The sequence below is a fragment of the Paenibacillus vini genome (genome assembly GCF_018403325.1).
Taxonomy (GTDB): domain Bacteria; phylum Bacillota; class Bacilli; order Paenibacillales; family Paenibacillaceae; genus Fontibacillus; species Fontibacillus vini.
Genome location: NZ_BOSL01000026.1, coordinates 1 through 12,975 on the forward strand (window position 1 = coordinate 1; position 12,975 = coordinate 12,975).

Annotated in this window: 13 protein-coding genes and 1 pseudogene; 11 read left to right on the forward strand and 3 right to left on the reverse strand. The window is 48.4% G+C overall.

Annotated features, from left to right (window positions below):
• The 5 genes from KJS57_RS24510 to KJS57_RS24530 form a co-directional block, all read left to right on the forward strand.
• On the forward strand, nt 1-85 hold an 85-nt coding region (locus tag KJS57_RS24510; protein ID WP_211020181.1), incomplete at its 5' end, for an IS3 family transposase.
• A gap of 149 nt (nt 86-234) precedes the next feature.
• The gene (locus tag KJS57_RS24515; RefSeq protein WP_213656647.1) at nt 235-1,947 is read left to right on the forward strand and encodes an alkaline phosphatase; all 1,713 of its coding nucleotides are present in this window, start codon (nt 235-237) and stop codon (nt 1,945-1,947) included.
• Between the two features lie 89 nt (nt 1,948-2,036).
• Nucleotides 2,037-2,738 (forward strand): ABC transporter ATP-binding protein, encoded by a 702-nt coding sequence (locus KJS57_RS24520; protein ID WP_213656648.1) that lies wholly within the window; start codon nt 2,037-2,039, stop codon nt 2,736-2,738.
• On the forward strand, nt 2,735-3,940 hold the full coding sequence (locus tag KJS57_RS24525; protein ID WP_213656649.1) for an ABC transporter permease: 1,206 nt from the start codon (nt 2,735-2,737) through the stop codon (nt 3,938-3,940). The genes KJS57_RS24520 and KJS57_RS24525 overlap by 4 nt, the downstream gene beginning before the upstream one ends.
• Before the next feature lie 13 nt (nt 3,941-3,953).
• Nucleotides 3,954-4,892 (forward strand): hypothetical protein, encoded by a 939-nt coding sequence (locus KJS57_RS24530; RefSeq protein ID WP_244861699.1) that lies wholly within the window; start codon nt 3,954-3,956, stop codon nt 4,890-4,892.
• A gap of 61 nt (nt 4,893-4,953) precedes the next feature.
• Here the strand turns inward: KJS57_RS24530 and KJS57_RS24535 are convergent, their stop codons facing one another.
• The gene (locus KJS57_RS24535; RefSeq protein ID WP_213656650.1) at nt 4,954-6,303 is read right to left on the reverse strand and encodes an Nramp family divalent metal transporter; all 1,350 of its coding nucleotides are present in this window, start codon (nt 6,301-6,303) and stop codon (nt 4,954-4,956) included.
• A gap of 161 nt (nt 6,304-6,464) precedes the next feature.
• Between KJS57_RS24535 and KJS57_RS24540 the strand changes: the two genes are divergently transcribed.
• The 5 genes and pseudogenes from KJS57_RS24540 to KJS57_RS24560 form a co-directional block, all read left to right on the forward strand.
• On the forward strand, nt 6,465-6,887 hold the full coding sequence (locus tag KJS57_RS24540; RefSeq protein ID WP_213656651.1) for an organic hydroperoxide resistance protein: 423 nt from the start codon (nt 6,465-6,467) through the stop codon (nt 6,885-6,887).
• Nucleotides 6,888-7,082: 195 nt separating this feature from the next.
• Complete coding sequence (locus tag KJS57_RS24545; protein WP_211021726.1) at nt 7,083-7,361, forward strand: hypothetical protein; 279 nt, start codon at nt 7,083-7,085, stop codon at nt 7,359-7,361.
• Nucleotides 7,362-7,436: 75 nt separating this feature from the next.
• The gene (locus KJS57_RS24550) at nt 7,437-7,859 is read left to right on the forward strand and encodes a thiol-disulfide oxidoreductase DCC family protein (RefSeq protein ID WP_211022171.1); all 423 of its coding nucleotides are present in this window, start codon (nt 7,437-7,439) and stop codon (nt 7,857-7,859) included.
• Nucleotides 7,860-7,994: 135 nt separating this feature from the next.
• Complete coding sequence (locus KJS57_RS24555; protein WP_211021727.1) at nt 7,995-9,152, forward strand: nucleotide-binding protein; 1,158 nt, start codon at nt 7,995-7,997, stop codon at nt 9,150-9,152.
• Nucleotides 9,149-10,033, forward strand: a pseudogene (locus KJS57_RS24560) (TadA family conjugal transfer-associated ATPase); the annotation flags it as partial. The gene KJS57_RS24555 and the pseudogene KJS57_RS24560, both read left to right, overlap by 4 nt.
• A 24-nt stretch (nt 10,034-10,057) precedes the next feature.
• Here the strand turns inward: KJS57_RS24560 and KJS57_RS24565 are convergent.
• Nucleotides 10,058-11,545, reverse strand: a complete 1,488-nt coding sequence (locus KJS57_RS24565) for a recombinase family protein (RefSeq protein WP_213656653.1) — start codon at nt 11,543-11,545, stop codon at nt 10,058-10,060.
• Between the two features lie 10 nt (nt 11,546-11,555).
• Nucleotides 11,556-12,482: a S24 family peptidase gene (locus KJS57_RS24570; protein WP_213656654.1), complete on the reverse strand. Its 927-nt coding sequence runs from the start codon at nt 12,480-12,482 to the stop codon at nt 11,556-11,558.
• Nucleotides 12,483-12,687: 205 nt separating this feature from the next.
• Between KJS57_RS24570 and KJS57_RS24575 the strand changes: the two genes are divergently transcribed.
• Nucleotides 12,688-12,954, forward strand: coding sequence for an XRE family transcriptional regulator (locus tag KJS57_RS24575; protein ID WP_179014399.1), 267 nt, complete (start codon nt 12,688-12,690; stop codon nt 12,952-12,954).
• The last annotated feature ends 21 nt before the right edge of the window (nt 12,955-12,975 follow it).

A 12,975-nucleotide genomic window follows, 5' to 3' on the forward strand; every position in this document is an offset into this window, starting at 1 on the left:
ATATTACAACCATCACAGGTATCAATGGGGATTAAAAAAGATGACCCCTGTTCAGTACAGGAATCATCTATTGTCTGTTGCCTAAGCCTTCTCTTTTTTAAGTGTCCTTGACAAGGGTACCAGTTTATAGTCCGGGGACTTTCTTTTTTTTACGTATCCGGAACATTTCTCTGACATTCCCCTAATACTGGCCCTTTAAAATCTACATAGTGTCAATAAATGGGAGGGGACAAAATGAATAAATTCTGGAGAGGGCTTGCAGCTTCCGGGTTAGCATTATCCGTCATCGCAGCCGGACCGGCGGCCGTCGCTAAAGAAAACGGGAATGATGCGGCAGGCGGGAAGTCGAAAAATCTGATCGTATTGATCGGGGACGGCATGGGGCCGGCGCAAGTATCGGCAGCACGTTATTATCAGCAGTATGTCAAAGGAATTGATAAATTGAACCTCGACCCCTATTACGTCGGGCAGGCTACTACATACGCCGACCGCGGTGAAGACGGCGGTACGATCGTCTCCGGAATCGTTACGGATTCGGCTTCGGCCGGAACCGCTTTTGCAACCGGACATAAAACCTATAATGCGGGCATCAGCGTCTCCAATGAGGATGTTTCCAAGCCTTTCGCTTCCATTATTGAAGCGGCCGAAATTAACGGAAAATCTACAGGCCTCGTGACGACTGCACGGATTACTCACGCTACACCGGCCGTATATGCTTCGCATGTCCGGAGCCGCGACAACGAAAGTGCGATTGCTTCCCAATATCTGGACAGCGGAGTGGATGTATTGTTCGGCGGAGGCAAATCTTTCTTCGTGACCAAAGAGGAGAAGGGCAAACGGACTGATAAAAACCTGCTCCCTGATTTTGAGGCCAAGGGCTACAAAATAGTAGAGAATGCACAAAGTCTGAAGTCGCTGACCGCGAAAGACGCCAAGGTGCTTGGGCTGTTCGGTGGCTCGCATGTTGCTTACGTACCGGATAGATCGTCGGAAACGCCAAGCCTTGCGGATATGACATCCAAAGCGCTGGAAATCCTGTCTGCAGATTCAGACGGCTTTGCGATCATGATTGAAGGCGGCCGGATCGACCATGCCGGACATGCCAACGATCTTCCGACCATGGTGCAGGAAGCCCTGGACTTCGATGCCGCTTTTAAAGTTGCGATAGATTTTGCGAAAAAGAACGGAAATACTTCCGTCGTAGTAACCGCGGACCATGAGACAGGCGGACTGTCGCTGTCCAGAGATAATATTTACGAGGTGAATATCGATCTGTGGGATAAGCAGAAGCATTCGTCGGAGTCCTTGATCGGCGCATTGGATGGAGCCAAAACGGTAGCCGATATCAAGAAAATCGTGTCCGAAAACACTTGGATTAACGATTTGACCAATGAGGAAGCACAGCAGATTTTGGATGGAGACGGTTCTTCCTATAAGCGGGAAGGCGGATATAACGCCGTCATCTCCAAGCGTTTGCTGATCGGCTGGTCCGGTCACGGCCATTCGGCGGTGGATGTAGGCGTTTGGGCTTACGGACCGATTGCCGATAAGCTGAAAGGGCAGGTCGACAATACGCAAATCGCGATTGCCGGGGCGGAAGTGCTTGGTGTTGACTTATCCAAAGCCACCTCCAATTTGCAATCCAAGCATTTGTATCCGAAGTTCAAAATTAACCGTGACAAAGAGGTGCTCTATCCGGCTAAAGCTTTAACCGAATCGCTTGGAGGAACTTACCAGGCAACCGGAAATAACGTGACATTAACCGGAAAAGGCGCAACCATAACCGTCGATCTTGGCGCGGGAACGGCCAAAACGGGCGGCAAGTCCGCTTCCTTTACCGTAGACATGGACAACGGAACCTTATACCTGCCGCTGTCGGCATTCAATCAGCTTACCGGCAAAACGCTGAAATGGGATGCTTTGTCGGAACGGATCCAATTAAATTAACGGAACAGGTCAGGACAAAACAAGGCAGAAGAAAACAGGAGAAGCCGCTTCTCCTGTTTTCCTTTTCATGATGGTTAGGGGGAAGAGTCATGCTTCAGATCCGCGGTTTGAGGAAACAGTTTCATGTGGCGGGAAAAGAGATTCCGATTCTGGACATTCCGGAATGGCATGTCGGACAAGGCGAAAAAATCGCGATTACCGGACCGAGCGGCTCCGGCAAAAGCACGCTGCTTCACTTGATTAGCGGCATTATGCGGCCGGATGAAGGGGATATCCTGATCGGAGAGAACAAGCTATCCGGCATGAGCGAGGCACTCCGAGACCGTTTTCGGGGAGAGCATATTGGTTACATTCTTCAGGATTTTCATCTTATACCCTCTCTTACGGCGAGAGAAAACGTGGAGATCGCTTTAGCCCGGAACCGGAATACCGGGCGGGGTGAACGCCTTGAACTCATCAACCACTGGTTTGAACGGGTTGGGATGCTGGAGCGGAGGGATCATAAGCCCTCCCAGCTCTCCAGAGGACAACAGCAGCGTGTGGCCATTATCCGGGCGCTGATCTCAGGACCCACGCTGGTCCTTGCCGATGAACCGACAGGCAGTCTGGACTGGGAGACCGCGGACGAAATCGCGGAGCTCCTGCTGGAGCTATGCGGGAGCGACCGTCATACCCTGCTTGTCGTTACCCATGATTTAAGAATGGCGGAGCGTTTCCCGACATGCAGGCACATTCATGAAATTAACGAAATTCATCGCCGGGTTCGTAAGCAAGGGGGGCTTGCGATATGAGTCTCCTCCGTTATTTATTTAAAAATTTGCTGCACCGTAAATATTTATCGCTGCTGACGATTGTGTCCGTCTCCGCAACCGTCGCCTTTATCATTTTGCTTACCTTGTCAAAAGCGGGTGTAGAGCAAGGAGCGGAGAAAGGCTATGGTCCGTTCGATTTGGTGATCGGGGCGGCGGGCAGCGAAAGTCAGCTTGTGTTGAACACGTTTTATCATGTTGGTGCACCAACCGGGAATATACCTGGTGAAACACTGGAGAAGGTGCGTAAGAACAACTCCGTCGAAAAGGCGTACGCTTTGACGACAGGGGACCATTATAACGAATATCCGATTGTCGGTATCGATCCGCAATATTTTATGACCAGGTACGGCGATCAGCCGATGACAGAAGGGCATTTATATGGGCAGACCGGAGAAGTCGTGATCGGTGCTTATGCGGCGAAAATGCTTCATGTGCAGGTCGGAGATACGTTTTCAGGGGCGCATGGCCTGGTGGAAGAGGTTCATCTCGAAGAAGAGGAGAATCACGGAGAGCATGATGAACATGAGGGTTTTGTCTATACGGTCAAGGGAATTTTGCCGCGGCTGAATACCCCGGATGACCGGGCTATTTTTACGACGGTGGACTATGCATGGGCTGTTCATGGGGAAGCCGCAGAAGACCGCGATATAACGGCTATCCTTGTGAAGCCAGGAACGCTGCAGGCCGGGCAGGATTTACGGTCCTTGCTTGAAGGAGAAGGCCGGGTTCAAGTTAATTATACAAGCAAAGCGGTTGCCGATGTGGTTAATCTCGTGGATAAAGGCTCCGAACTGCTTGGAATCGTGACGGCGCTATGTATTTTGCTGGCTGCGGTGTCGATCCTGCTTTCCTTGATCGCCGCTGCAGGAGAGCGGACGAAGGATGCGGGGCTGCTGCGTCTTTTGGGGAAAACGCGTGGTTATATCGTGATGGCCATGTTGGGCGAAGGTCTGGTGCTGACAGGGGCCGGGCTCGTCCTTGGGATTGCGGCGGGTCATGTCGGTGGTTACTTTTTGCGGGACGCTCTGTTTCAATACGCCGGAATTCAAATTTCACCGTTCCTTGTTTCAGGTAATCACGCTTTAATCGCAGCAGGCACTCTCGCGATCGGAATCGCAGCTGCATTGCTGCCCGCTGTCCGGATGTATCGGCTGGATCCGCTCGCCTTGTTCAAAGCTTAAGGAGGTAGATGAGGTGAAAAAAACATGGGTATGGGGGCTGCTGCCTTCTATCATCGTTTTTGCGATGCTTATGCAGGGCTGCGGTCAAAACAAGGCGCTTACTCCGTCTGCTGGTTCTTTTGGAGAGGCCGCCGGTTCTTTGCCGTCAAAGTCCGGTTCGAGCGAAGAAGTTCCTGCGAAGACGGGGTTAGCAGAAGCTGAATCGGCTTCAACAGGAGTACCGAGCCAAGTACAGGAAACAGAAAAAGCCGGAGATAAAGTGAAGGAAGAAGATCCAACCGCTGAGGAGAAGAAGGCAGCTCTAGCTCCATTGCCAAAGTCCGCTTCAGAACAGCCGAAGGATTTGGAAAGCCAGGTGGAGAACAAGCCGGATGGACGGACGAACTCCACGGGCGGAGCGGTTTCGGCGAAGGAGCAAACGGCGTCAAAGGAGCTGAAATCGACGGAAACGCAAACCAAGGTAAAGGCGGGAACGGGGAAAGATAGCAACGCGGTCTCCGGTAAAGCGACAGCAAACGTTGCTTCTACTAAGCCCGATACATCCCAAGGGAATAAAGCCACATCAGGTGTTAAGGATAAAAAGGGGGCTCAGCCGATCGGATGGTCCCAATTTTTTGACGGTGACGATCAAACGACTCCATCCGAAGCATTCTGGGACCTTAGCGGATCAACCGTAACGATCAAGGGGTTTATGGGAGAAGTGTTGTCTTTTGAAAATAACTGGTTCCTGCTTATTCCCGAACCTGGAGCGGAGTGTCCTTTTGATAACGGGGACGAAACTTACTGGAACAAAATTATGATTGTGTTTGTGCCGGAGGATGTCAAATTGAGATATAAATCCGAGCCTCTCGAAATAACGGGCCGGCTCGATGTCGGGATCAAAATAGACGAATCCGGTTATAAAACCATGTTCCGTCTTTATGATGCCTCCTTTAAAGAGATCAAGGAGTAGCTTTGGATAGAATCAAAACCCCCGCAGCGCCTTGTTTACAAGGAACTGGCGGGGGGTCTTATCAGAACAGAACCGTTTGAACCAGCAGGTATACGTTCAGCACGACGATAATTCCGGCGATAAGCCAGGCCAGAAGGTTCAGCCAAAGCTTGTTGGCGAATTCGCCCATCTTCGTTTTACTCGAAGTGAACCTGACCAGCGGGATAACGGCGAACGGAAGCTGCAAGGACAGAATGACTTGGCTAAAAATAAGCAGATCCTGAGTCCCTCTTTCCCCGTAAATGGCGGTAACGATAACGGCCGGAATGATAGCGATCAGGCGCGTAATCAAGCGTCGCAGCCAAGGAGTCAGGCGGATGTTCACGAAGCCTTCCATGACGATCTGCCCGGCGAGCGTCCCGGTCAACGTAGAGTTCTGCCCGGATGCAAGCAGCGCGACCGCAAACATGACGCTTGCCAGAGTGGTGCCTACAATCGGAGTAAGCAGGTGATAGGCTTCGCTGATATCGGCGACCTGGGTCATTCCCGCAGAATGGAATGTCGCGGCGGAAACGATCAAGATCGCCGAGTTAATAAACAAAGCGAATGTTAGCGCGATGCTCGAATCCCAGGTCGCGAACTTGATCGCCTGCCGTTTGCCGGCCGGAGTCCGGTCATACTGTCTGGTTTGCACGATGGAGGAGTGCAAATACAGATTGTGCGGCATGACTGTCGCTCCCAATATACCGATCGCGATATAGAGCATTTCCGGCCGGCGGATGATGTCCGCGTTAGGAATATAACCGAGGGCGACCTGCCCCATATCCGGTTTGGAGAGAAACAGATCGATGCCGAAGCAAATCCCGATCGTAGCGATAAGGACGACGACGAAAATTTCCAGCGTTCGAAATCCTTTGTTCTGAAGCAATAGTATAAGCAAAACGTCCACGGCGGTGATCATCACCCCGTAAATGATCGGCAATCCGAAAAGCAGATTAAGCGCAATTGCGGCCCCGATGACTTCAGCCAGGTCCGTCGCGGCGATCGCCAATTCGCAGAGCAGCCAGAGTGTGATGACGACAGGTTTGGAATAATTGTCACGGCAGGCCTGCGCCAAATCCTTGCCGGTTACAATGCCGAGCTTGCCGGAGAGGGACTGGAGCAGGACTGCCATAAGATTGGATAACAAAATAACGGATAAAAGCGTGTAGCCGAAGCGTGAACCGCCTTCGATGTCGGTCGCCCAGTTCCCTGGATCCATATAACCGACGGCAACCATATAGCCGGGTCCGGCAAAGGCCAGAAATTTCCTGAACCAAGAGCCAGTCGCCGGAATGCGCATGGAGCGATGGGCTTCCGGCAGAGAAGGCTGATCGCCGTTCATTCTCCACCCGGGGATACCGGCCTCTGCTTTATCTTGAGTCTCATTCATGGTATCTCACCCTATCTATTGAAAAGATCTTTTTATATTGTACACCTCCAAGAGTTTTTGTCTAGGGAAACTTTTTGGGGTTTGTCCGTTTCAAATCGGCCGTATTGCTTTAAATGGACTGTGACCCCCCCATTTTATATTGGCTTTAAGGAGGTATTGCCATGAAGACTTTATATACGGCTACTGTGACAGTAAAAGGCGGACGCACAGGTTCGCTTGAATCCTCGGATGGCGTCTTGAAACTTGACCTTAGTATGCCCGAATCCATGGGAGGACAGGGAGGCAGCGGAAGTAATCCGGAGCAGCTCTTTGCTGCCGGATACGGAGCGTGCTTTGCAAGCGCGTTGGCCAATGTAGCGGAAAAGGCTGGAGTGAATGCGGAGAACGCGGAAGTAACCCATCATGTCGGCATCGGAAAAGACGAAAGCGACGGCGGTTTTAAACTTGCCGTGGAAATCGACGTCAAGCTGCCGGGTGTGGAACGTTCCCAAGCCCAAGATCTGCTGCATAAGGCTCATGATTTTTGCCCTTATTCCAAAGCGACCCGCGGGAATATCGAAGTGAAACTAAATCTTGTTGAATAGGCCGGAACTTCTTCTCAATAAAATGACTTCCTTTGGGTATAATGTAAAGGAAGTCTCTTTTTTGACCGGAGGGTATGCATCTTGTTGCAATCGAGAGTCTTTGTCATCCCCTTCCAAGTTGACACGCCGCCCAAAATTAATTAATATGTCTAAGTACTAAAACAGGATTCTAATTTGATAATGCGGGTGATGACCATGTCTTACAGACCGAGTGTTGATAACGTGACCAAGGCCGGGAGCAACGACAAAGAGGGATTGTACGAATTTATCGTCAAGCTGGCCGACGGCACCGAATGCCGTGTGTTTTACCATCGTTTTCCTGAATGGCGGCTAACCAATATCAGCCGTTTGCAGAAAACGCCTTGTCCGGTCTGCCGCAAAGATTTCATATGCAAATGCATGGATAGTTTTGCGGGAGATATCGGACGTCAAGTCGAAGACGGACAATGGATTGACAAGGCTTTGGCCGAGTAACGGCGCAAGGTTCTGGATAGTAGGCGCGGGGCTGTTGGCTCCGTGCTTTTTTCTATAGTTTCTCGGGAGGCGAGGATACTGGGACAAAATAATCGTGAGGTCGATACAGTGATTTTATTTGATGGGGTCTGTCACCTTTGTCAGGGGGCTGTGAAGTTTATTATCAAACGCGATCCGCGCGGCATATTTCACTTTGCTTCTCTTCAATCCCCTGCGGCCGATCGCCTGCTCGAAGGAAAGACTCCGGAAGGCGGTTTTTTGAACACGATCGTCCTTGTGGAGGACGGAGTTCATTATACCCGCTCCACGGCTGCGCTGCGAATCGCCAGACGGCTGCGCTTCCCTTGGCCGCTGATGTATCTCTTTATTGTAATTCCCCGCCCGCTCCGCGATGCTGTGTACGGCTGGATAGCAGCGAACCGCTACCGCTGGTTCGGTAAGGATGACGCCTGCATGATGCCGACGCCGGACATCAGGAAGCGTTTCTTGGAGAAATAGGACTTGTCCGAACAGCTCTTCTATGTTATTCTAATTGTAAATTTTAGGAATACGGAACGGAAGCACCGTCCAATTGACCGAGAGATCGGTTATTGGGCGGTGCTTTTTTGCGTTCCCAAGAAGAGGTGGTGGACCGTGTTACCAGTCAGAGTCGTGCTTGCCGTTCAAGATGAGCAATATATCGAGCCGTTTCTTCATTACGTACGATGCAGCGAGTTTGCCCGGCGACTGATCATGACGGCATTTAGCCGGAAGGAGGCGTTCTTGAAGTTTTTGGCGGAGTCTTCGGAAATAGTGGATGCCGTACTTGGCGAATCGTCTTTTCTTGAAGCCGCAGGGGAAGGAAATCATGGGAGAATCACATTTATTCGCCTGAGCGACGGGGAGCAAGAGACTTTTACAGGCAAGCAGTTGGCCAAGTATCAACCGCTGCATTTATTGCTATCTTCCCTTCTTGAGATTGTGCGTGGGGGTAGCGAAGGAATCGCTCCGATGGACGGCAGGGCCAGGATTATCGGGGTTACGTCTACCGTAGGAGGCTGCGGCAAGACGACGGTGGCGCTGAACATGGCCAGACAGTTGGCGGCCGAGGGAGCCAAAGTCTTTTATTTGAATCTGGAGACGATCCAGAGCGGATTTATGCGCGAAGGGCATGAAACCCGGGGCGACGGGCATCGCGCGGGATTGGCCCGGCTGCTGTACGACCTGAAAGCTGCGGAGGACAGGCGGGAACCTTTGAAATTTCCGGTCTCCGCCTATGTCTACAGACATCCGTTGCTCCAGGGGGATACCTTCGGTCCATTGGACAACTTGAATGAACTGTTGGAGATGGAGCGGAAGGATACGTCCGAATTGATCGACTATATCGCGGGGAGCGGGCTCTATGACTCGGTGATCGTCGATACCGATTCGTTTCCGAACGGGCGGACCGAAATGGTTCTCGAGCGATCGGACAAGCTGGTCTGGCTTGTGACGGAAGACTGGAGCGTCATGAGAAAGACGGAAGTATGGCTGGCCCATCTCGAGCGTTCCCATCCTTCCTTATACAACTCCGTGATCGGCAAATCGCTGTTTGCGGCTAATCGGGTTACCGGGGAATATGCGCTTTCTCCGGCAAGAAAAGAAATGGCCGTGGCGGTAACATTATCGTTTATTCCGGCTTGGAGCCAAGGAAATGGGGAAAACGGCGCCTTGATGCATTCGCCGATCTACCAGCGCGATGTCATGAAGCTGTGCCGATTGTTGAATCCGGGTATGGCGGGAGTGGATGAGATAGGGAGTGCGGCAAGATGAAGGAAGATATATTCGCCTTGCTCCGCAGGGAAATCCGCTCCGGTTTGGATGTGACTTCTTCCATGCAGGACGATCAACTGATGGATTATATCGAGCGCCAGGTGCTTGAAGAACAGCGCCTCGCGGGTCTGACGGCAGCGGATAAACGCAGGTGGGTAAGGCGGTTGTATGATTCATTCCGCGGTTTGGATGTCCTTCAGCCGCTTGTCGATGACCTTACCGTAACCGAGATCATGATCAACGGACATGAGGAAATATTCGTGGAACAGGATGGGCAAGTGCGGCGCCTGCCGGTTCATTTCGAGTCCAGGGAAAGGCTTGAGGATATTATTCAGACCATAGTGTCAGGAGTCAATCGGGTCGTAAACGAATCCTCGCCCATCGTCGATGCAAGGCTGAGGAATGGATCCCGGGTAAACATCGTTCTTCCGCCTATAGCGCTTAAAGGACCAACCATGACGATCCGGAAGTTCCCGGAGCGTCCGATGACCATGGAGGATCTGGTTGAGAAGGGATCTCTGGATACGGAGACGGCGAACTGGCTGCAGACATTAGTAAGGAGTAGGTACAACATCTTTATCAGCGGGGGAACCGGATCCGGGAAAACGACTTTTCTGAATGCATTGTCCCAGTATATCCCGGGTGATGAGCGGGTTATCACGATTGAGGATTCGGCGGAGCTGCAGATCGTGACTGTTCCCAATCTGGTGTCCCTGGAGACGAGGAATGCCAATACGGAAGGCAAGGGAGAAATTACGGTCAGAGATTTGATCCGTTCTTCACTACGGATGCGGCCCAATCGGATCATCGTCGGCGAGGTACGGGGAAGGGAGGCTTTGGATATGCTTCAGGCGATGAATACTGGCCATGACGGGAGTCTATATAATATAAAATGGTATTGAAATTTAGTTAAACTTTATCTCATCAATATAGGCATCAAAGAACTTGTTCTTCACACCTTTTACGTTTGTTAAATTAGTATTGACTGTTATCTTTTCAAATGTAGTGAAGACAATTTCTTTCCTCTCTTCATCGTTCGCAATTTGCCAAGATTCTTCGTAACTCATTAATGTTTTTAGCCTAGGTAATCCGGAAATATTGTTTTTACTTTCAGCAATTTTCCGTCTTAGTTCTTGTTCAATTTCTTCCTCGTTCTTGATTCTTTTACGAATGTCTTCTTTCGATATTAACCCTTCTACAAACATGAATTGCCAGTTTTCCTTACGTTTCAGGACCTTCGCTAATTCCTTTTTGGCTAATTGCACCGAATCTTCTACATCGATTTGCTTTGTTGTTAAAGACTTCATTTCTGATTCAATCATACTAGAATCAGCTTTAATGATGTTCTTAATATACTCGTTTACTAAATGTTCAATATGAACTTGCCTAAATGTTGGCATGCTACAGGATTTATTCGCATGTTTGTTTGAACAAATATAATATTGGGTTCTTACGACTTCTCCAGATTTCTTCGATCGTTTAGTGGTCAATCTACCAAACATGGCCGCTCCACAACGCCCACATCGCAATACTCCCGAAAACCAATATATTTTATTTTTGCTGTATCCCCCGGTTGCCCTTCGCTTCATGAGATCCTTAGTTTCTTCATATTCTTCAGTTGTAAATATTGGTTTGTGCGATCCTTTACCATATATGCAATTAACTCTTTCATCTCGTTTTGAATTCACATAGGTTCCATCGGAGGTTTTAGAACCCAATCTGATAATACCGGCATAATAAGGGTTTTCTAAAGTATATTCGACTGTAGCAGCGGTCCACTCACGCCCTCTACGGAGCAATCCTCTTGAATTAAGTTGAAACGCCACAGACATATAACCAAGTCCGGTATGGTATAAACGCCGCGCTTCTCGTATTATCTCTGCTTCTTCTTGTACAAGTTCTTCATCTTGGGTATAGCCGTACGGTATAATGCCGCCCGGACGTTTTCCTTCTCTAACCATTTGTTCGACTCCGAATCGCACACGCTCAGAAATCGTTCCACGTTCCCATTCAGCCATTGCACCTACAAGCGTGATGAAAAATCTTCCCATTGCCGTGGTTGTTTCAAATATTTCCGTTGAAGATCTGAACTTAACACCGTACTTATCGAAGGTCTTTAATAACTTATGGAGGTCGCCTACTGATCGAGTAAGGCGATCTAATTTATAGACCAGGACCACATCGAATTTTTTCTCTTCCATGTTTTTTAGAAGTCGTTGCATTTCAGGACGCTCCAAGTCTTTAGCTGAATATCCATCATCAATGTACTCATCAAAGATGATCCAGTCCTGAGATTGAGCGTAACTTGCTAACTTTTGCCGTTGTCCTTCAACGGAGAACCCTTCTTCGGCTTGCATATCAGTTGAAACACGAATATATATAGCCGCTTTCATGGTTATCACCTCACTTTGGCCAGAATTTTACCTCTACAACCTTTCCGATTATTTCAACTTGCTCAGCTGGGATTAGACTTGGCTGCATAGTTGGGTTGGAAGGTATGAGAAGGCACATAGAACCCTCTTTCCGAACACGTTTCAATGTAACTGTTTCGTGATCAATAACTACAACAGCAATATCGTGCGGATTGACCTCTTTCTGCTTCGCAATAATAACCATATCCCCATCATGAATTCGATCACCTATCATACTGTCTCCTTGAACTGTTAAGGCAAATCCTTCTTTTCCTCTTAAGATTGCAGGATCCACAAGAGTGTAACCTTCAATATTTTCAATTCGTTCAATTGGAACTCCGGCAGCGATTCTACCGACTAATGGTATCTGCAATAAACTTTCAGAATTAAAGGGAAGTACATTAGATTTTTCATGAAATCTTTTTTGATCTAAGTCAGAAATATATTTTTCTAGAGTTTTATTCTGAGAGAAAGAATCTTCTATAAAAACCTTAAGGACCTCTAATTTTTCTTCAAAACTCATTACGTCGATAAGATCATCAATTGTAATATTGGATATTTCTTTACCACACAATTCCTTAATTTGTTCTTGAAAAAGTGTATTGTCCATTCCGACTTTCTTTAAAAGAGTGCTTATGTATGTATCAATATCATTTATATTTTCCAATACAGCTTTAATCGTTTCTGGTGCGCGATCTATAAAAGAAGTAAATACCAGTTTTTCAGGATCTCCCCCGGTTACTTCTGCAAAGGCTCTATTCACTTCTTCCGAAGCTGGGTTCTTTGTCTTGTTATTTTTCAACATAGAGATATAAGAGCGATCTATTTTTATTCCTCTGTCAGTCATTCTCTTAGCTATTTCCCCTAAGCTCAATCCACTTTTCTCAATGTACTCATTTACCAAATCCGAATACGTCACAAATGACACCGCCTTAGTAGATTTCCTATTACTAATATTACCATACTGTTGATAAATTATTCAATAGAAAATTATAAATAGTGAATAAATGTTTATTGACTTGGATTACCAAAAGAATTATGATGAAGGCATCAACTAGTGAATAATCATTTACTACCCATACTTGGTGTTAATGTTTATTCAACAACGAGAGTGAGGTGAAAAAATGAATTATGCTGATTTGCTGAAACAAGCAATTCAAGAAGCGGATCTATCGCTTGGTCAGATTTGCAGAAGACTTGCAAAACACGGGATTAAAATGGACCGTGCGATTCTGAGCAAAATGCAAAACAACAAACTTCCCCCTGCAAAAGATGATGTGAATATTGTGTTGGCAGAAATCCTGCAAACCGACCCTGATGCCCTTCGAGTTGCTGCTGTTAAAGAAGTCGTGTCTCCGGAATTAATCGGGCTTATTAAAAAAGTCGGGTAAAACCAATCACATCAAGGGAGA

Bases quoted from the DNA above. Each gene is read 5' to 3' on its own strand.
- KJS57_RS24545 (WP_211021726.1), top strand. From the start codon at position 7,083: ATGTCTTACAGACCGAGTGTTGATAACGTGACCAAGGCCGGGAGCAAC.
- KJS57_RS24535 (WP_213656650.1), bottom strand. From the start codon at position 6,303: ATGAATGAGACTCAAGATAAAGCAGAGGCCGGTATCCCCGGGTGGAGA.
- KJS57_RS24565 (WP_213656653.1), bottom strand. From the start codon at position 11,545: ATGAAAGCGGCTATATATATTCGTGTTTCAACTGATATGCAAGCCGAA.
- KJS57_RS24575 (WP_179014399.1), top strand. From the start codon at position 12,688: ATGAATTATGCTGATTTGCTGAAACAAGCAATTCAAGAAGCGGATCTA.
- KJS57_RS24515 (WP_213656647.1), top strand. From the start codon at position 235: ATGAATAAATTCTGGAGAGGGCTTGCAGCTTCCGGGTTAGCATTATCC.
- KJS57_RS24520 (WP_213656648.1), top strand. From the start codon at position 2,037: ATGCTTCAGATCCGCGGTTTGAGGAAACAGTTTCATGTGGCGGGAAAA.
- KJS57_RS24525 (WP_213656649.1), top strand. From the start codon at position 2,735: ATGAGTCTCCTCCGTTATTTATTTAAAAATTTGCTGCACCGTAAATAT.
- KJS57_RS24540 (WP_213656651.1), top strand. From the start codon at position 6,465: ATGAAGACTTTATATACGGCTACTGTGACAGTAAAAGGCGGACGCACA.